The following is a 19755-nucleotide window of genomic DNA, read 5'->3' on the forward strand; positions in this document are numbered from 1 at the left end:
TTGCAGAAACAAGGGGCTTAGGTTCCTTGTTCATAGCACTTTTTGAATTTTTCAAGACTGTAGTTTAGACGATTAGACTGCAAATCTAGCAATTTGAAGCAGCCTTTAAAATCAAGCGTGTGCGATGGATTTTGAGAAGATAGAATTGTTGATCTGCGACTTGTTCCAGCATCTGCAGCAGCCCATCGGGACGGAGAAGAGTCCCATCATTGCGGCAGCTACCGACATATTTTAAGGAGAAGTGAGCAGGGAGAAGGGAGGAAGCAGACCGAGGAATGAGTTCTAGATGGAACAGGCGATCGCGCAAATTTACGGCACGAGTTTTCCCAGATTTAGTCGTCTGCTCTATCCAAATCTCTTGGCTATCCAGCACCGCTTTAACCCAAGTTTGATAGGTTTCCAAATTGCCAGGAGTTCCCTCATCAGCCAGACCAACCGTGATTTCATATTCCGCTTGTTCAAGTAACTGCGTTGCAGCAGGCGCACTCAAGCTAATTTGCTCCACGCGATAAATCGGCATGTTTGCTGGAAGTTGGGCAGCTAACTTTGCTTGAAACACCTCAAGATCCATGGACTGAGTTAACTCAAAATCTACAATTTCGCCGGAACTGGTTACCCCCAACGGCAGGGCACTTGCAGGAATAATTCGAGGACCGGGATGAAAACCGCCGGTAAATGTGATGGGTAAAGCGGCTCGGCGGGCGGCTCGATCATAAAGCCGCATTAAATCTAAATGGCTGACTAATGCCATATCGCCCTGCTTGCCCAACCACACCCGTACTCGTTGAACGCGCTGCTGATTGGGCACAAACTGCCCAACAAATTCAGGAATGGCAGGCGGCGGCACAACCACGTTATGTCCAAAATCGACGCTGCACACGCCGCAGTGAGAACAGCCTTCAAAGGAACAATCCGGCACGGTTGCGGCGGCTAATGCGCGTTGCAAATCATCAATTAACCACTGTTTGTCGATGCCTGTATCGAGGTGATCCCACGGTAGAGGAGCGGTGTAAAAGGAAGGAGAATCTAAAGGGTGGGATATAGGGTGAGCTGTAGGAACAGGCTGAGGTTCGGATTGATCAAAAATGTTCCATTCTCCATTTTCAACTTGGCGATATTTCCACGTTAATCCCGATTCTGCGATCGCCTGCGACCAAGCTCCATAGGCACGCTCCAAGCTTTCCCACCAGGCATCCATGCCAGCGCCCAGTTGCCATGCCCGAAGAATTACAGGCGCTAAACGGCGATCGCCCCGCCCTACAAAGTCTTCCATTGCCGAAATGCGAACATCGGTAAAATTGACTTTCAATCCCCGATTATGGCGAAATTCTGATTTTAGGAGTGCCTGCTTCCGCGCAAATTCCGCTGCAGAAACCGAGTGCCACTGGAAAGGCGTATGGGGTTTAGGCGTAAAGTTAGAAATCGTGATGTTGAAATTAAGCGACTTTCTTCCGTGCGATCGGCACTCTTGTTGAAGCCAGCGCACCGTTTCCGCAATTCCCACCACATCTACATCGGTTTCGCCGGGTAGCCCAATCATGAAGTAAAGTTTGACCCGATCCCATCCTTGCTCGTGAGCCGTTTTGATGCCCCGCAGCAATTCTTCATTGGTCAGCCCTTTATTCACAATGTCTCGTAGGCGTTGGGTGCCTGCTTCGGGGGCAAAGGTGAGTCCTCCTTGGCGAGTGCCACCTAAGATGTTGGCAATATTTTCGTCAAAGCGATCGACCCGCTGACTGGGCAACGCAAGGGAAATATTTTCATCTTTGAGCCGATTTTTAATTTCTACGCCCACAGCAGGCAGCGCCAGATAGTCAGAACAACTCAGGGACAGCAAAGAAAATTCGTTATATCCCGTTGCCCGCATTCCTTGTTCGATCGCGTCAATCACGGCTTCCGGCTCCACGTCTCGCGCTGGACGGGTGAGCATTCCGGGCTGACAAAAGCGGCAGCCCCGTGTGCAACCGCGCCGAATTTCAATCACGAGGCGATCGTGCACCGTTTCCACATAAGGCACTAGCCCAATGGAGTAAGCTGGCAGCGGGGTTGCCACTCGTCGCAAAATTCGGGTAGGCACATCCGCCCGGTTTGGCTGCACCGAACCATCCGCTGCCAAGTCATAAAACTGCGGAACGTAGACTCCAGGCACTTGGGCAAGATCCAGCAGTAACTCTTCGCGGCTGAGCTTGGCGAGTTTGCCTTCTTCAATCACTAAGCCAATTTCAGGTAGAAGTTCTTCGCCATCGCCGAGGGCAATAAAGTCAAAGAAATCTGCATAGGGTTCAGGATTTGAAGTGGCGGTCTGCCCCCCGGCAAAAATGAGCGGATAGCTACCCGTTTCAACATTCCACACGCCCGGAGCATTGCGTTCCTTTGCAGTGAGAGGAATGGTCGCCAAATCCAGCATTTCCAGAATGTTGGTTGCGCCTAACTCATAGCTGAGGCTGAATCCTAAAATATCAAACTGAGTTAATGCTTGGCGCGATTCGACGGCAAATAATGAAGTATTCGTGGTGCGAAGTTTGGCAACAAAATCAGCGGCAGGCAAATAGGCGCGATCGCATAACTGACGAGGCTGAGCATTCAAAATGCTATATAAAATGATGTGCCCTAGGTTAGAAGCACCTACTTCGTAAACTTCGGGATAGGTCAATGCCCAGCGCACTGAAGCTTCATCCCATGCTTTATGCACTGCACCAAGCTCATTGCCCAGATAGCGCGCGGGTCGAAGAATCTCTGGAGTTAATAACGTTTCGACTGCGATCGCCACAAGCAACACCCTTTTCTTTGAGCTAACAACCAACCATAGACTTCAGTATACTGAACCCTTGCTTAGCAGAAGCTTAAAGCAGACCTATTCGTCACTCCAGTCCATAATCGATTCGATCAGGGTTTAACTCTCAGTAGTCTGTTCTAAATATGAGCGGAGCCAGACCCTACCCCAAACGCTTTTTAGGCAGCTATTTCAAGATTCAAGTTGAATGCAGAAGGATCTTCAAAAATTTCGAGTACGCGATCAAGCTGAGTCAGTTCAAGCACCATATAAATGGCGCGAGAGACGGAACATAAGCAAAATCGCTTATTTGCGCCTTGAGCTAACTTCAACGCATGGGCGATCGCCATTAGTCCGCTGCTGTCTATCAAATCAACCTGACTCATATCAATTACTACGCTAGAAAGCTTTTCAGACATCACAACCGCGTTAACCTGATGAAGAAACCAAGTAACGCTATCACCGCTTAATGAGCCTTGCGGTTGCAGGACAGCAGTTTCAAAGTGAGCTTTCTGAGGGCGAATCAATAGCGTCTGCATAAACGAACCTTGTGATGAGGGATTAATGAGCTTTGTTCCATTACCCTAATTGCACTCAGTTGAAGTTGCCTATCAAAACACTGAGTATTCGTTGAATCTTTACCCGGTTTACTGCTCTTTAAAGATTTAATCAGTATTTTCCGCAAATGTGTTTTTGGGTACTTAATTTTCCCAGTAGAAACACTTATAGTAGAGCGCCATTACGCTCATCCTATTCATAGTGCTAGAGGCTACGCTCCAACATTCAACTAAGGCGCATCGCTCAAGGTATCTTTTAATACAGTACGAGCCGCCAAATGGTTACGAGTTGAAGTTAAAATTTCTACTTCTCGTTCTAGGCGGACAGCCGTATCTTGAATTTCTAAGAGGGCTTGTTGCTCCTCGGCAACTCCATACAAATTACTCGCAATCCAATAAGACAACTCCAAGGGGGATTGAGGCATTGTCTCTGGCAATTCAATCGGTTCGCCCGTTAGCTTAGCAGACAGCCGGACAACATCTTGCAAAAGCTGCGAAACGCTCTCTGCCATTGGGTTTAGGTTTTGCTCCGGGGGAATATCTTCAATCCATTCAACTAAGCCAACTCGATAGGGCTTTTCTCTCACATATTCTAGAACCCGAAAACGCTGTTGTCCGAGAGTACGAATTTTCATGCGATCGTCTGGCAATCGTTGGAATTGAATGATTTCAGCACAACACCCCACCGCAGCGGGTTTGCCTTGGGCTTGATCCCACATTAATACGCCAAAACGGCGATCGCTTTCCAAGACCGTATTCATCATGATCCGATAGCGAAACTCGAAAACGTGTAGAGGAAGGGGTCTTCCTGGAAATAACACAACTTCGGGCAATGGGAAAAGGGGCAGTTCTCGAACCGCGATCGACGAGGAAGAAGCCATTAGTCTCCTATTTAAAGATGACTGTATTTTTTCTACTGTAGCCCATCTCGACAAAGGATTGGGAAGTATGCCCACACCCTGTTTTGAGAAGGCGCGTCCTTTGATAGTCTAGGTTAGAAAATAAGAGTCTAAATCGGAGTCGGCTAATATATTCCTTGGTTCCGTTTCTCTGTCCAGGCATTTGCAGAATGGCTGTTATGATTAGTCCACATTGTGAAGATAAGTCTATATTGTGAAGCTAATCTCACTAGCTAGGCAACAAAGACCACCGGGTTAAGACAGGAAAACGCATTGACCATTCCTTAAGTCGCTATCTTTCTTTTAAGCATCTCCTTCAGTTGTGATATGAGTTCTCCCCAACCTCAAATTTATTGTCCCAATCTACAGTGTGCAGCGCCTCTCAATGATTTTGGAAGTAGCGTTTGCAAAAGCTGTCAAACTCCTTTGGTGTATCGCTATCTTTGGGCAATGGGAGAAACGGTGTTACAGTTTCCGGTCGATAGTCTGGTGGAGGGACGATATGTAGTCAAAGCGCCACAAATTTGGCTAGATACCCAACCCGGTCTACAGCCCGATTTTCCGACGGAAGAGTTACCCGATGCTTTGCTGCCGTATTTATATCTTTATCCTTATCGGCTCCATATTCCTGAAGTTCATGGTCTATGTTCTCAAGGGGGCGATCGCCCAACGGATGAAATTTTCTTATTAGAAAATGTGCCCTTAGATAAGCAAGGAACCCTATTTCCAGCGATCGCTCAAGCGTGGGCACAGGCAACCGCAGCCCGTCAGGTTTATTGGTTATGGCAATTGCTGCACCTGTGGAGTCCCTTAGCTGAGCAAGGAGTTAGCGCTAGTTTGCTTTCTGCGGATAATATTCGAGTAGAAGGATGGCGGGTGCGCTTGTGCCAGCTTTTTATCGATGAGGCATTATTTGCCCCAGAATTTGCCCCAGAATTTGCCGCAGATAATGAGGCACCGTTAGACAGCCCTATGTTGGGGTTAGCAGACCTCGCCAATGTATGGCTAGGGTGGATCGATCAGGCAAAGCCAGAAATTGCCGCGCCTCTGCAAAAAATATGTCAAGAAATGCATGACGTTGGGGCTGAGTTAGGGGCGATCGCGGCACAGCTTAACCAATTACTGCTCCAACAGACGGCTCAACTTCCTTTGCGGTTGCAAATTGCCAGCGCCACCGATCCAGGACCCCAGCAGGATCACAATGAAGATACTTGTTATCCCGATCTAACCAAGGCAGGCGGCATGAAACCAAGCGACGAAGTGTTTCCTCGCTTGGTAGCCGTGTGTGATGGCATCGGTGGGCATGAAGGTGGAGAGGTTGCCAGCCAGCTTGCAGTTCAATCCCTCAGCCTACAAATTCAGGCACTATTGGCAGAAGTGAAAACGTCAGAAAGCCTGGTTCTTCCTGAGATTGTCGCTGAACAAATTGAGGCGATCGTTCGGGTGATGAATGACATGATTGCTGCCCAAAACGATATACAGGGGCGCGAAGCAAGGCGGCGAATGGGCACAACGTTAGTGATGGCACTCCAACTACCTCAAAAAGTTTTGCTGTCTACCGGGCAATCCGCAGAAAACAGCCATGAATTGTACCTTGTTAATGTCGGGGATAGTCGCGCCTATTGGCTGACTCCCCGCTATTGCCATCAGTTGACGGTGGATGATGACGTGGCAGCAAGAGAAGTGCGGATGGGGCGATCGCTCTATCGAGAAGCCTTAAAGCGACCTGATTCAGGCTCACTGATTCAGGCGTTGGGCACCCGAAATTCAGAATTTTTGCGCCCTAGCATTCAACGTTTTTTGCTAGAAGAAGACGGTATTTTACTGCTTTGTTCCGACGGGCTAAGTGATAACGGCTGGGTAGAGTCTGCCTGGCTAGACATTATGGGTGAGGTTTTCCGGGGCAAAAAAACGTTGAGTGAAGCCGCCCAGGGTTGGGTTGATTTAGCGAATCAAAATAATGGACATGATAATGTATCCGTCGTGTTATTGGATTGTCATGTTTCTACTCCGCAGCCGGATGTGTCATTCCCTGGCGTTCGATCCTCATTGAATTCAGATTGGTCAGAATCTTCACGTAGGCTTTTACAAGAGACGGGCAGCGCTGATCAACCAGGTGACAGGCAAGGAGAAAAGGGGCAAAAAACAAACAAGCTACTGTGGATTGGGCTGATTTTGGCAATGCTGTTGATTGGGAGCGGTGTGGCGATTTGGGTGCAAACACATCTTGGTAGCCAACCTCGCCAAGAACAGTTACCGCCAAAGTCATAATGACCTTTATGTAGAATGGTACGCTCTTATGCAAAGATAAAAAAGCTGTCTCTGTGTGGCAGTAATAACCGCTATGAGCAGCGGCGATTCGTAAAACATTAGCGAAGCTTTCCACCGGAATCCCACAGGAATCGCGGTTGTGCAGGAATTTTTGAATTATGCAAATTGATACAGAGTCTTTTTCAGTGGGCGATCGCGTTCGAGTCGCTCAGCCTATTGTGGTTTACCATCATCCAGACCATCGTAGTCAAGAGTTTAATCTGCAAGGGCAGGAAGGCGAGGTCGTGCAAATCGTCAAAGAGTATAAAGGGCGACCCGTTAGCGCAAATTTTCCTTATTTAGTCAAGTTTGGAGCCAAATTCAAAGTTCATTTGCAAGCATTTGAGCTAGAAAAAGTCTGAGAGTTAAGCGGTGATGGTCATTATCGCCGCTGCCCTCGACGAAACCAACCCAACAGATTGAAGTCATTCTGCATTTTTTGGACTTCGCAGCGATGTTTGTGCACCATGGCGTAGTACCACTGGCAGTAGCGATCGAATTCATAGCGATGCTGAATTTCTTCATGAAATTCGTGGGTCAGTTGATGAACTGCCAACATCGCAAAATCTGGTTCGGGCGGAGTGGGTGCAATCCAGCGTAAATCGTGCGACATGGTAATGATGATGGAAGGGTTTAGCTATTGTTCAGCAGGCGTTCGCCCTTTAGCATGCGCTGCGCTGCATCCAGCAAGGCTTCTTCTAGATAGGGCTTGGTAAAATAGCCACTGGCTCCTAAAGTCGCTGCCATTTGACGGTGGCGATCAGCACCCCGTGAAGTTAGCATCGCGATCGGTAGGAGTTTCAAGTTCGGATCTTTCTGAATTCGGGAAAGCAACTCTAGCCCATCCATGCGGGGCATCTCAATATCACAGAAGACAATATCGCAGGGTAAACCAGAGCGGAGTTTCTCCCAGGCTTCTTGTCCATCGCGTGCTTGTTCAACTCGATAGCCCACTTTGTTAAAAGTCATAGAGAGCAGTTCCCGAACGGTAATGGAGTCATCCACAATCAGCACCATTGGCTCAGTTTTGGTAACCGGAGCTTCTGGAGCCATACCGTCGTCGCTTTGCTCCCAGAGTGAGCCACCAGCATCGCGGCGAATCCGACCCATCGAGAGATCAATCAATTCCAGGACATCGGCGATCGGCATAATGCGCCCATCCCCCAGAACTGTTGCACCTGCTACCCCAATTGGCTTAGGAACAGGACCTTCAAGCTGCTTGATAACAATTTCCTGTTCGCCTAAAACTTGATCCACTTGCAGCGCTAAAAAGTTGCCAGCACTACGGAGCACCACGACAGAGACAATATCGTCTTCTTGGTTGCCACCGTAAACGTTACCACGTCCCAGATGGCGATTGTAGCCCAGCAGTTCAGCCAAGGGTCTTACGGGGAGAGTAGTATCCCGCCAAGCAATAGAAGACTGACCCTCTGCGTCGGTGTGAAGGCGCTCTTTCGGCATATCGAGCATATCTTCCACTCCATCCATGGGGAAGGCAATCCGAGCGCGATCGCTGATACAGCAAAGCGCCTTAGAAATACTGAGTGTTAGCGGTAACCGAATGGTAAAAGTAGTGCCTTTTCCGGGGGTGGAATCGGTATTAATCACTCCGCGAATTTCACTTAAACTAGTCTGAACGACATCCATACCCACACCCCGACCAGAGTAATCATCTGCCTGATCTTTGGTGCTAAACCCAGGATGGAAGAGAATATCGTAAACGTCTAACCGAGAAATGCTTCTGGCTTCAGTTTGGCTGATCAACCGTTTTTCAATTGCCTTAGCCTTAACCCGCTCTACATCAATGCCAGCGCCGTCGTCTGAAACGGAAAGAATGGTTTGGTTGCCTTGGTGAAATGCCCGGATGACAATCCGTCCGGCGGCAGGTTTTCCAGCCGCTTTACGAACCTCTGGAGACTCAATACCATGAGTGATAGCGTTATTAACTAAGTGAGTCATTGGATCATAGAGTTGCTCCAAGATCATCTTGTCAATCAAAGTCTCGCGTCCTTCAATCACCAACTCAGCTTGTTTGCCAACTTTCATCGAAATATCGCGAACTGCACGGGGCAGGCGATCAGCGGTTTGGGCGAACGGCACCATGCGAGACCGGGTTAGCCCTTCCTGAAGCTGAGTCGTTACTTGACGAAACATGCGCGTGACCTGTTCCGTTTCGTCAACGATGAACTCAATATCAGAAGATGATTCTCGGACTCGCACAATCAACTCAATCATTTCCTGAGAAAGGGAATGAAAGCCAGTGAATCGATCCATTTCAAGCGGGTCATATTCTACTTCGTTGGAACGAGTAGCGGCATTTTCAACCATTTCTGCTCGACGAAAGCTGGATTGAAACGGCTCAGACCGATAGCCTTGACGACTTGCAAGCAGGGAGCTTTCAAGCAGCGATCGCTCATATAAATCCTGCATTCGCTGTCCAACATCGCTCAACTGCTGCACCTGATAGAGCAAGTTATCCAAAGATTGCCGTAAGCGCTCTTGGTCTTGCTCTAAGCTGTTGCGGTTGACTACCAATTCCCCAACTAAGTTACTGAGGTTATCCAAATGCTTGACCGGCACCCGCATCGTTTGTTCACTAAATCCACGAGTGGGGCGATTGGTGCGTCGGGGCTGAGAAGCACTACCCCGAGCAACCTTAACAGATGGGACTCCGCCTAACTTCTCCTCGGTGTCCTTCAGTAAATCATCAAGGTCATCAAACTCAGAGTTACTTTCTGCGACATCGCCAATAGCTGAGTCAGCAGCAAAGTTCAGGTCAATGTCATTTTCTAACAAAGACTCTAGATCAGAAAAATCATCAAGCGCGGGTAGGCGATCGCCCCCATCAACCAGTTCTCCACTGTCGGCAAGATCTCCATTTGTAAAAGCGATCGCGCCAGCCGCACCAAGAACAGCACCGCCACCTAGCAAAGCTTCTAATCCATCAAATTCGTTATCCTCAGATTCGTCATTCTCAGAAAAAGCAACTTCATCCTCAAGCAGACTATCCAAATCAGCAAAGTCATCTGATGGAGCGGATGATGTAAAAGCGATCGCATCCTGTAGAGGCTCATCATTTAGCAACTCGTCGCCAAAAAAATCATCGCTATCTAGAAGATTATCTAAATCAGAGAAAGCACCGGTCTCTCCAAAATCAGCATTAGGAAAGTCATCCGGTGTTACAGACGAGATCTCATCATCTCGAAGCTCATTACTTGAAAGATCATCAGTGTTTAGAAGATTATCTAAATTGGAAAAGGTGTCAGGTGCTAAAGCTAAATCATCTTGAAGCAGTTCATCGGCGGTCACACTTTCCAAATCCAAGAGATTGTTTTCAGAAGAGTTTAATTCATCCAAACTCAACTCTTCCAGTTCCTGATCAGGCTCCAAAAGATTAACAGTCTCATCCTCGCCTTGAATAGGCTCAAACAAAAGCTCATCTCCCAGCAAATTGTTCAATTCACTGTCAGAATCTTGCTCCACCGAAAAAACATTTTCACCAAATAGGTCGTCTAATTCAGATGACTCTTCAGTAAAAGGATTTCCGCTCTCCAATAGATTATCCAAACTTGAACTATTCTCAATGTCTAGACTATCTGATAGAGAAAGATCCTCAAAGTCTAAAAGAGTATCTGCTGCAAGTTCATCTTCAATTTCGAGCTCTGCAATAACTAGACTAGTCTCAAAAACAAGACCGTCCTCAGATTGTCCTTCATTCTCCAAAAGAACCACTTCCTCAGGCTCAAACTCAAGCTCTAAAAGCTGATCACTTGCCGATTCTGTCAGAGGCTCATCAAGCCCATCAAACAGAAGTTCAGACTCATCAAACTGGCTAGTTTCGCCAGTGAAATTGAGCAAGTTGGCTGAATCTTCAAAGGGACTAGTTTCTCCAAATAAATCATCTGTGAAATCGTTAGAATTATCAGCCTGCTCAGATAAAATATCGTCTGATAGCCCTAGTAAATCTTGCGAATTTTCTTCAGCCGCTATTTCACCCAGCAGATCATCTAAATCACTGTTCTCATCGGTAAGAATCGGGTTCATTTGATCGAGGGGTGACTCAAATAAATCTTCATCTTCTATCGGATTTGTAGAAGGTTGATCAAACTGAATCAGGTTTTCTGTGAAACTGAGTGAATCTGTCGAGTCATCAAAGGGATTAGTATCACCAAATAAATCATCTAAATCATCTGTGGAATCGTCAGAACTATCAGGTTGTTCAGATGATAGCTCTAGGAAATCTTGCGAATTTTCTTCAGCCGCTATTTCACCAAACAGCTTATCTAAATCACCGGATTCATCGGTAAGAATCGGGTCTGTTTGGTCAAGTGTTAACTCAAACAAATCTTCATCTTCTATCGAATTTGTAGAAGGTTGATCAAACTGAATTAGGTCCTCTGTGAGACTGAGCGAGTCTGTCGAACCTCTGAAGGAATTAGTTTCACCAAACAAATCATCTAAATCGTCTGTGGAGTCGTTAGAACTATCAGGCTGCTCAGATAAAATATCGTCTGATAGCTCTAGAAAATCTGCTAAATTTTCCTCGGAGGATTCTCCAAATAGATCGTCTAAATTGCTCGTCTCATCGACAGAAGCAGTTTCCGTTTGATCAGGCGTTAATTCAAAGGAATCTTCATTTTCTGTCGTATCAGATTCCATCTCAAGCTCAAAAAGATCGCTCTCTATAGCATCTGCAATAGGATTGATAGCTAGAGGCGCTTCATTAAGATCAGCCTCTCTCAAAGATGTGTTTTCAAACAGATCAAAATTCAGTGGGTTTTCATCCTCTGTTAGCGACTCAGAAATTGACTCTTCGGGTAAAGATGTATTTTCTGGAGTGCTTAGGGACGAGAAGTCATTAAAGTCTAGCGTGGATAAATCTGGAGCATTGGTAGACTCAATGGTTTGACTTTCTACATCCTCTGAAAGTTCAAATGATAAATCACCGAAAAAGTCATTCAAGACTTGATTGCTGCTTTCTCCAAAACCATTTTCGTCAAGTTCTTCAAATTGAGAAGATGACGCTGTTGCCTCTGAAGTTGATTCAACCTGATCAAAATTGAACTCTTCGAGATCTAGGTCAAAATCGCCTAGAGAACCCATAGAAATCTCATCTGTCACAGATGAGATCGCCAATTCAGGTGCTTCTGGCAATTCACCCCATGGGTCGGGAATCGCCTCTTCCGATGAAACCAATGGCTCAGGGCTTTCAGGCTGTAGTTCATCAAATGATTGATTGATCTCTAAGTTTGGTTCACTATCCAGAATAGATTCGTCAGGCAAGCTTTCTAGAAAATTGTCTAGACTATTTTCCTCTAGAATCAGTTCTTCTAAAGACAATTCTTCTAAGGAGATACTTGCGGCTTCAGGGGCTTCTAGTTCTCCCCAAGGATCAGGAAAAACAGTAGACTCAGGCAGATTGGTTGGATCAGAGTCAGATAGCTCTAGATTTAAATCATCGCTATAAAATTCGTTCAACCTGCGATCATCTGTAATCTGTAGAGTGTCTAAATCTAAATCTAGAGCCGATGAGAAACCGTCGCTATCGGTTAGGTCTTCCTCTAAAATCAAATCTTCAAAGACATCATCTAAATCGCCAGATGATGGGTCGGATGAATTAGACGGGCTGATGGTTAGCAAATCATCAAAGTCATCTAAGTCAATCGAGCTATTTTCATCTGAAGGAAATGCAGCGGATTCTTGGGCAGTTCCCGTAGGGGGCGTTTCACGAATCGCGTTATCTAACGCCAAGCTGTCTGAGAAATCATCGCCGAATAAATCATTTAATTCATCATCTGAAGCAGCAAATGAGAGAGTTTGAGGGGATTCTTCATCAAATAGAAGATCGGAAAAGTCGCTGGAATCAAACACTTGAGTAGTATCAGCGGGCGCAAACAACCCAGAATCATCAGTGAGAATTTCTTCTTTTTGCCAGGTCAAGCCTAAATCTGGCATTTCTCCTTCAAATAAATCGGCTAACGTATTGAGTTCTGCCATGCCCACCTCAGGACCTTGATGAGTGTCAAAGACATCATCCGTCAGTTGAGTAGTCAGATCGCCGCCTAAATCCAACCCAATTTCTGTCGCTTCTAGACCGCTTAAGGAAAAATCAGTGGAGGAAGACAGGTCTTGATCAAAGTCAAGATCGGTTTCGTCAAAATTATTAAAATCTAGAGGAGAAGATTCTGCCAAATCTATTGGGTCTGCTTCTGCCAGTAAATCTGCAAAATCGACTTGAACCACTGTATCGATCAAATCAATAGGCAGCAGTGCTTGCAGTTGATCGCAAGGAGTAATATCGCCAGCGCGACCTGCTATCACCATTTCTTGTGCTTGCTTAATGTCTTTGATGACAATGGGAGCCAGTACGCGATAGCTATTTTCAGGATGAGCGATCGCCTGACGAGCAGTCTCAATTAAATGACACCACGCAGACAAGCCATATTGTTCGCCCATACTGCCTAAACTGTGGCAAATTTCTTGAAGCTGCTGCCGAGGGGCTGTCTCTGTATCAGGCTGTTTGAATAGTTGCAGCATTTCCCGCAACCGAGACGGAACATTTCCTTTGAATAATTCTTCGACTGCATTTTCTGAGTGATGTGAAAAGACGAAAGCAGTCGTAGAGACGGGTTCACGAGATACAGATGGAGCATTACTGGCAAGCTGAGATAGGTGCTGTTCTAGCTCACCAAATATCGGCTCAACGGCTGAGATCACGACCCTGGCATTTTCTTCAGTTAAGCCAAAAGAACCTTGGAGTTGCCCGACTAATTCCTGAAGAGCATCAAAGACCTTTAAGAAAAGAGATTCCAGCTTTTGGTCGATGCGGATGGATGTTTCCTTCAGCAGTTTAAAGTAATCTTCTAAGCGATGGGCGACTTGCTGAATACTTTCCAACCCCAACATGGCAGCACCGCCTTTGATGGAGTGAGCCGCCCGAAAAACCTCATTTACTGTTTCTGAATCTTCGATGGTTGCTTGTAGATTTAGCAAACCCTGCTCGATTGTATTGAGGTGGTCTTTTGCCTCCTCAATGAAATAGCCCATGATTCGCTGCTGTTGATCAGGCTGCATGGCAGTACTCCATTCCTTCGGAGAGGGTTATTTCTAGCAAAACACATTGCCGTCGGCAATTGGAACAATTGATGCACTGGGTAAATGCGAGCTTTTGCTGAGTAGAATTTTGGCTGAACAGGGTCGCTATCCAAGAAAACGAGTTGGAAATGTACTCGTTAATTTCATGATTTTTGTAAAACCATGCTCTAGATTGCTTTAATGTACTCGATCTACTAAAAATTGACATCAATTAAAGTCTGATGAGGAATAAGCGATCGCCCCTGAACCTATCTTACTTACGATCCACCGTTTCTACCCGGAATCGTTCCACGGAGGTAAGCAGATCGCGGGCAACACCTACTAGGCTTTGCAACGATCCGGATACCCGCTGGGCTTCCTGAGAGGTTTCTTGAGCCGTGAGTTCTACCGATTGCATGACTTGCGCCACTGCCCTAGATGTTTCAGTTTGTTCAACGGTATCGGCAGTAATTGATCTCACCAGCACATCAATGCGATTGGATACGGTAATAATGTCCTCTAGCGATCGCTTCGCCTGCTCCGCCAGCTTTGTTCCCTCAATCACCTGTTGAGTTCCTTCTTCCATTGCCGTCATAACCGAGCCAGTTTCACCTTGAATCTGGAGGACAATTTGTTCAATTTCCTTAGACGCTTTGGCTGCGCGATCGGCTAGCTGTCTCACTTCATCTGCCACAATTGCAAATCCTCGACCTGCTTCTCCAGCACGAGCCGCCTCAATACTGGCGTTGAGCGCTAGTAAATTGGTTCGAGAAGCAATTTGTGAAATCAAAGCAACGATCTTAGAAATTTCCTGAGAGGATTCGGCAAGACGTTTTACCTTGCGAGTAGTTTCTGCCACCGTTTCCCGAATTTGCAAGATCCCCGCGACCGTTCTTTCTACCGCTTCGCCGCCCCTTAATGCGGTTTCAGATGCCGAACGCGCCACTTGTTCTGCTTCACGAGCGCTTTCCGCCACCCGCTGAATCGATTCGGTCATCACCTGCACCGAATTTAAGGTGACTGCTAACTCCTCCGCCTGCCGTAATGCATCAGAGGACAAACTACGAGCAAACATTTCGTTATCGGTGGAGCCTTTGCTGACCTGTCGCGCTGCTACTTTGACCTGTTGCACGATTTCCCGCAGATTTTGAATCGTTAGGTTGAAGGAGTCGGCAACCGCCCCCAATACGTCGGCAGTCACTTCTGCTTGCACCGTCAAATCGCCTCTTGCTGCGCCTTCTACGTCGTCTAGCAAGCGAATCACCTGGCGTTGCAAATCTTCTTTTGCTTGCTCCTGCTCTTCTGCTTTCCGCTGAGCTTCACTGGTGGTCGTTAAAATGACTCGTGCCATCTGATTAAAGCCAGTTGCCAACTGCCCAAATTCATCTTCGGCATAAACGGTGGCACGAGCGTTTAAGTTTCCTTGGCAAACGGAATTGAACTGAGCTTGCAAGTCATCAGTGGAGCGCTTCATTTGTTTCGCGGCAACTTGCCCCAAAGCAAATGTTGCCACAAAACTCGCCAATCCTGCGGTTCCTGTCATCAGCCAACCCGTGTTGCGTAGCTGGGAAACCACAGCCGGATTTTCTTGAGAAACGCTAGAAGAGACAGCGTAGTTCACGCCAGCAACCCCGATCGCCGAACAAATTCCAGCCGCCAAGGCAATAATCAGGTGTTTAGCCGCAATGGATGCATTTTCCATCGGGGCAAGAATTCCTTGCTCCACGGTGACTGCTGGATCAAGGTTTTGTGGATCTGCCTGGGTAAATGCAGGAACCTGATCCGTGCTGCTGGTCAGGCTAAAAACTTCATCGTCGTTGACGAAGGAGCGATCGCCGGACGCAGTAAAATCCATGGCTGAATCTTGCGAATCTGTAGCAGAAGGAATGCCAAAGTCAGACCCAACTGCTGGGCGGGTGAACCCTGCTGAATTTTCTGACAAATCAAAATCAGACAGATTACCCAAATCGTCAAATTCGTCGAATTCTTCCAAGAAATCGACATTATTTTGACCTGTTGATCCACTTGATCCGCCAATGGAATCATTGAACGAATTGCTATAGGCAGCGCCAGAACTGCCCATTCTGTAGTCAGCATTCAGCGGAATTGATTCATCTGGTCGATCAAATGAAGATTCTCCATCCTCATAAGCGTTGGCAGATCCCATAAATAGAGTGTCGTCTTCCCCAACCGGATGCGGTAGACCGCTGCGAATACCACTTGGAGCCTCAGGGGGGCGATCGCTCAACCCTCCACCCGACAAAGGCGGGGAATAGGGAACATCTTCTTGCAGATCCAAAGGAGCAAATGCATCATCGAATTCGTCAAAGGTTGACGGGAAATCACGTTGATCACTGAAAGCGTCAAGGCCATAGTCATCGCCCGGCATATCAGTAGGAGCCGTGAACGCATCTAGATCTGTTGTGCCAAAAGCATTGGAGCTTTGCCCAGAGTTGTTCACTTCAACCGCAAATGGATCAGAAAAGGCAGGGGCAGAGTCACCCGTACTGGCAAAGCTGCCTTCTCTAAAAGGATCATCAAATTGGATGCCGCTATTGTAGGGAGAATCTACTGGAGCGTTGAAACTATTATCGTCAAAAGCATTGTCAAAAGCGGCAAAATCTATCTCATCTGTGAGGCTATCAAATGAGTCAGGGCTGTGGGAATCCTGTAGGTTTGTAGGAGTATTGAAGGAGCCAGCAAATCCTTCATCATCTAAAGCATCATGAAACGTTGCATCGGGGCTGACATTGAATTCATCAAATGTCTGCTGTGGAGCGCCCGCTTGATCACCCAAATGCTCCAAGCCTTGGTTTGCATAATTAGTGAAATCGGGATCGTCCGTCAAGTGCAGTACAGACTCATATTGCTCTTTGGCAACGTCGTATTGCTGCAAGCCGTAGCAGTAAATGTGCCCTCGCAACAAATTGGCGCTTGGATCATCTGGGAAGTCTTGAATTAAGCGATCAATAATTTGAGCAGCGTCGTCATAGCTGCCGTTCATGTAGGCAATTTGAGCTCGCTGATAGTCTTGCGCGTACTCAGTACCTGTTCCCATGTGCCCTCTCCCAGTTGATTATTGAGTACGATAACCTCGGCTTCCCAGAGTGATGGCTCGAAATGAAATGAATAGCATCTATACTATCCTCGATTGGTAAGACCGAACATCCAATTTCATAATGCTGTGCTGCCATCATGTGATCGCCCTCCTTTATGCTGCCCACCGTGCTGACCGTAAAATTGCAATCTGGTCGAGCAACCAAAGATATTTACTCGCTAGATTATCTAGAGCCCATTCTCCTCGCAAAAATGGGGCAACGCTATCAGGGACATTTTGAGGCATTTGCACCTCGTCTAGATCCAGCCATTCCATGCCCACAATCCGATCCACCGCTAGACCGAGCATTAGATCTTGATCCTCTACCGCAATCACAGAGACTTCGGGTCTATCAGTATTGAGTGGCACAGAGTCTCCGAGGAATTGCCCCAAATCGGCAACCCAGACCACTCGACCCCGAACATTTAGCGTACCCAAAAGTAAGGGAGAAACATTTGGAATGGGCGTAATGCGATCGGGAGGAGGGGAAAGAACTTCTTTGATCCCCATGGCGGGCAATGCGAACTCAGTTCCCGAAGAGACATAAAACCGTAAATGCAGTTCACCTTCAGGACTCTCAAGCTCCTGAAATTCGGGTGCTTGGTCGTGTCCTCTGCCCGTTAGAAAGTCTGGAATTCCTACCATTTGCTCATTACCTATCCTCGTAATAATTGCTTAACGGTTCCAACCAACTCGGTGGGTTGAAAGGGTTTAGCAATGTATGCATCGGCTCCTTGCTTCATGCCCCAATAGCGATCGAATTCTTCACCCTTGGAAGAACACATGACGACCGGAACGTTCTGGGTTTTAGGATCAGCTTTGAGGCGACGGCATACTTCATACCCGTTCATCCGAGGCATGACAATATCTAAAACAACCAAATCGGGACAACTCCCTTCAATTTGCTCTAGCGCTTCCACGCCATCGCTAGCAACAGCGACATCCAAACCGCTTCCTCTGAGGAGGTCTTTGATCATTTCCCGTTGAGTGACGCTATCTTCGACAACCAGAACTATACTCATGCTTTCTACCTGCTTGCCTTTGAAGGTGAACGGAACCGAATTGCCGCTTACCTTAACTGCTACTAACTAAAGTACCCCCATTTACGATTTAAGTGGCGTTGATGGTGTTGAAATTACGTTTGTTCTTTCAAGTTGTACTTCATCTTTTGGGTTGATTGGTGCTTGAGTTGATGATTGTTGACGTTCAACTTTCGCTGAACCAATGTAGCTCTCGACTAGCATTAGTAGCTCACTTTCGCCAAATGGCTTCGTTAAATAGTCTGTGGCTCCAATGAGTTTCGCTCTGACGCGATCAATGAATCCATCTTTGCCCGTAAGCATAATAATGGGTGTTTGGCGAAATAGGGTAGAGGTGCGTAACATGGCACACACTTCGTACCCATCTAGCTCAGGCATGGTGATGTCGCACAAAATTAGGTCGGGGATAATTTGGAAGACGCTACTCAAAGCTTCTAGGGGATTACCGATCGCGATCGTCTCATAGCCCTGCTGAGTCAAAATTTGTTTCACCGTCTCCCGAACGGTCAATCCGTCATCAATGCAAACAATTTTAGGGGGACGTATTTTAGAATGTGCATAGTCATTGGATTGCTGAGTTAACTCGTTTGTTTTTTGGTCATGTTGAGTTGCTCCCTCAGGGCTAATGAGTTGAATAACCCCCTGCTGAATATAGGGATAAATTGCCTGAGCCACTGTCAAAATATCACGGTTCAGATATCTGCCGATCTGCCGCAGAGTGGTTCTTCCATCCGCAAACTTAGCGAGTTTATCAAAGGTGCGGTTGGATAGGGCATTTTGCAAAACACTAACATTTGTAATGACAGGACACTGCTCAGTGGAATAGATATAGGGGTAAAACTGTTTCCAGCGTTGCACCTGTTTCATGGTGTGGGTCAGCAAGGGGGCTACTTCAAAGCTGGTGAGTTGGGGAGATAAGGGCTGTCCGATTTCAAATATAAAAGTGCCGTGGTGCAGGCTTAATAAATCAAATAAGGTTTCGTGTACCATGCTTTGAATAATGCTGCGCCCTTGAGCGGGCGTGAGCGTATGATTTTCCATCAGTGCCCAAAGATAGCTATATTCAGGCGCATTGGCAGTGGCGATCGCTCCTTTTATTAGGGGATGAAGGGCTGCTTCTGCCCGGTAGCGCTGAAGATAATCTCGTAGCCGCCGCAATCGAACATCGGGGTCAGCCGCATAAATAATTTGTCCATTTAAAAAGAAAACAAACCAAAATTGCTCACTGGAAACGGCATTTTGAGTCCCCATTGTCTGAGCAACTTCCGAATCTACCGCAGCAGACTGGGAGGGATAAGCTTCTACGAAAAGTTCCCCGGTTCGCTGCCCCAATTCAATCAGTTGGAGAATACTGCGAATATCAATTTCAGTGAGTTTGCCCTGCATAAATACTTGGCTATTTTCTTAAAAGATTCACCTAGAAACAGACAAACAGAGCGATCGCGGCTCTACCTGTTACATTTCTTTAGCAAATCTAACAAGCAATGTTAAGTTAGGGGCACAAGCTTAGGGGCACAAGCTGAGGGATCAACTATCAACAATGCCTTGAATGAAACCCTAGGGTGAGTCGCTAGATTCAGCAAAATCTTGGCAAATCTTTCTGGAATAGTCCATGATTTAGCTGTTCATTCAGTTTGTACCTGTTAGGATATTATTTTTTCCTAGGTACGAATCAAGCACAAAAGATGCTCATGTTGCCATAATTCTGCCACCAATAGTGGTTTCTGTGTTTCAACTGGATGAGTCAAATAAATCTTTCTTGATTGACTAGATATGAATACTTTCAAATTAGAGGTGTTGGGCACAAGTGCACATTTAATCCTCTTCAACCAGCGGCAAACTGCGTTAGGAAGACTAGATTGGATACGCTAGTTTAATCAGGCAACATTGTTTTATGGTTTATGACTCCAGACGATCATCCGGGTGAATTTGCTGTATGAGGCTCTAGATACATCTTGCCTAGTGCGTCAAGTTGCTAAAGCAATCTATGACATAGGCTGAACTT

11 protein-coding genes are annotated in these 19755 nt (G+C 46.7%); 2 read left to right on the plus strand and 9 right to left on the minus strand.

Going from position 1 to position 19755, the window contains the following annotated elements; genetic code table 11:
- Positions 1 to 85: 85 nt before the first annotated feature.
- From AC1S5B_RS10110 to AC1S5B_RS10120, 3 genes are all read right to left on the minus strand, one after another.
- Positions 86 to 2803 carry a TIGR03960 family B12-binding radical SAM protein gene (locus tag AC1S5B_RS10110; protein ID WP_482035549.1) on the minus strand — a complete coding sequence of 906 codons (2718 nt, stop codon included), beginning with the start codon at positions 2801 to 2803 and terminating at the stop codon, positions 86 to 88.
- 149 nt (positions 2804 to 2952) lie between these two features.
- On the minus strand, positions 2953 to 3312 hold the full coding sequence (locus tag AC1S5B_RS10115; RefSeq protein ID WP_482035550.1) for an STAS domain-containing protein: 360 nt from the start codon (positions 3310 to 3312) through the stop codon (positions 2953 to 2955).
- 248 nt (positions 3313 to 3560) lie between these two features.
- On the minus strand, positions 3561 to 4211 hold the full coding sequence (locus AC1S5B_RS10120) for an LON peptidase substrate-binding domain-containing protein (RefSeq protein WP_482035551.1): 651 nt from the start codon (positions 4209 to 4211) through the stop codon (positions 3561 to 3563).
- A gap of 345 nt (positions 4212 to 4556) precedes the next feature.
- Between AC1S5B_RS10120 and AC1S5B_RS10125 the strand changes: the two genes are divergently transcribed.
- Both AC1S5B_RS10125 and AC1S5B_RS10130 read left to right on the plus strand, forming a co-directional pair.
- Positions 4557 to 6500 carry a PP2C family protein-serine/threonine phosphatase gene (locus tag AC1S5B_RS10125; protein ID WP_482035552.1) on the plus strand — a complete coding sequence of 648 codons (1944 nt, stop codon included), beginning with the start codon at positions 4557 to 4559 and terminating at the stop codon, positions 6498 to 6500.
- Positions 6501 to 6658: 158 nt separating this feature from the next.
- Positions 6659 to 6901, plus strand: a complete 243-nt coding sequence (locus AC1S5B_RS10130; protein WP_482035553.1) for a ferredoxin-thioredoxin reductase variable chain — start codon at positions 6659 to 6661, stop codon at positions 6899 to 6901.
- Positions 6902 to 6921: 20 nt separating this feature from the next.
- Here AC1S5B_RS10130 and AC1S5B_RS10135 read toward each other — a convergent pair whose 3' ends face one another.
- The 6 genes from AC1S5B_RS10135 to AC1S5B_RS10160 form a co-directional block, all read right to left on the minus strand.
- On the minus strand, positions 6922 to 7152 hold the full coding sequence (locus AC1S5B_RS10135; RefSeq protein WP_482035554.1) for a hypothetical protein: 231 nt from the start codon (positions 7150 to 7152) through the stop codon (positions 6922 to 6924).
- A 20-nt stretch (positions 7153 to 7172) separates the two neighbouring features.
- The gene (locus AC1S5B_RS10140) at positions 7173 to 13613 is read right to left on the minus strand and encodes a hybrid sensor histidine kinase/response regulator (protein WP_482035555.1); all 6441 of its coding nucleotides are present in this window, start codon (positions 13611 to 13613) and stop codon (positions 7173 to 7175) included.
- Positions 13614 to 13887: 274 nt separating this feature from the next.
- Positions 13888 to 16671 (minus strand): methyl-accepting chemotaxis protein, encoded by a 2784-nt coding sequence (locus AC1S5B_RS10145; protein ID WP_482035556.1) that lies wholly within the window; start codon positions 16669 to 16671, stop codon positions 13888 to 13890.
- A 153-nt stretch (positions 16672 to 16824) separates the two neighbouring features.
- On the minus strand, positions 16825 to 17355 hold the full coding sequence (locus AC1S5B_RS10150; protein ID WP_482035557.1) for a chemotaxis protein CheW: 531 nt from the start codon (positions 17353 to 17355) through the stop codon (positions 16825 to 16827).
- Positions 17356 to 17366: 11 nt separating this feature from the next.
- Positions 17367 to 17732, minus strand: coding sequence for a response regulator transcription factor (locus tag AC1S5B_RS10155; RefSeq protein WP_482035558.1), 366 nt, complete (start codon positions 17730 to 17732; stop codon positions 17367 to 17369).
- Between the two features lie 81 nt (positions 17733 to 17813).
- Positions 17814 to 19136: a response regulator gene (locus tag AC1S5B_RS10160; RefSeq protein ID WP_482035559.1), complete on the minus strand. Its 1323-nt coding sequence runs from the start codon at positions 19134 to 19136 to the stop codon at positions 17814 to 17816.
- Between the last annotated feature and the right edge of the window lie 619 nt (positions 19137 to 19755).

Source organism: Leptolyngbya sp. CALU 1928 (assembly GCF_056784215.1).

What these genes read in the sequence shown, in the direction of transcription:
- AC1S5B_RS10115 (WP_482035550.1), bottom strand. Translation starts at nt 3,312, where the DNA reads ATGCAGACGCTATTGATTCGCCCTCAGAAAGCTCACTTTGAAACTGCT.
- AC1S5B_RS10120 (WP_482035551.1), bottom strand. Translation starts at nt 4,211, where the DNA reads ATGGCTTCTTCCTCGTCGATCGCGGTTCGAGAACTGCCCCTTTTCCCA.
- AC1S5B_RS10125 (WP_482035552.1), top strand. Translation starts at nt 4,557, where the DNA reads ATGAGTTCTCCCCAACCTCAAATTTATTGTCCCAATCTACAGTGTGCA.
- AC1S5B_RS10130 (WP_482035553.1), top strand. Translation starts at nt 6,659, where the DNA reads ATGCAAATTGATACAGAGTCTTTTTCAGTGGGCGATCGCGTTCGAGTC.
- AC1S5B_RS10135 (WP_482035554.1), bottom strand. Translation starts at nt 7,152, where the DNA reads ATGTCGCACGATTTACGCTGGATTGCACCCACTCCGCCCGAACCAGAT.
- AC1S5B_RS10140 (WP_482035555.1), bottom strand. Translation starts at nt 13,613, where the DNA reads ATGCAGCCTGATCAACAGCAGCGAATCATGGGCTATTTCATTGAGGAG.
- AC1S5B_RS10145 (WP_482035556.1), bottom strand. Translation starts at nt 16,671, where the DNA reads ATGGGAACAGGTACTGAGTACGCGCAAGACTATCAGCGAGCTCAAATT.
- AC1S5B_RS10150 (WP_482035557.1), bottom strand. Translation starts at nt 17,355, where the DNA reads ATGGTAGGAATTCCAGACTTTCTAACGGGCAGAGGACACGACCAAGCA.
- AC1S5B_RS10155 (WP_482035558.1), bottom strand. Translation starts at nt 17,732, where the DNA reads ATGAGTATAGTTCTGGTTGTCGAAGATAGCGTCACTCAACGGGAAATG.
- AC1S5B_RS10160 (WP_482035559.1), bottom strand. Translation starts at nt 19,136, where the DNA reads ATGCAGGGCAAACTCACTGAAATTGATATTCGCAGTATTCTCCAACTG.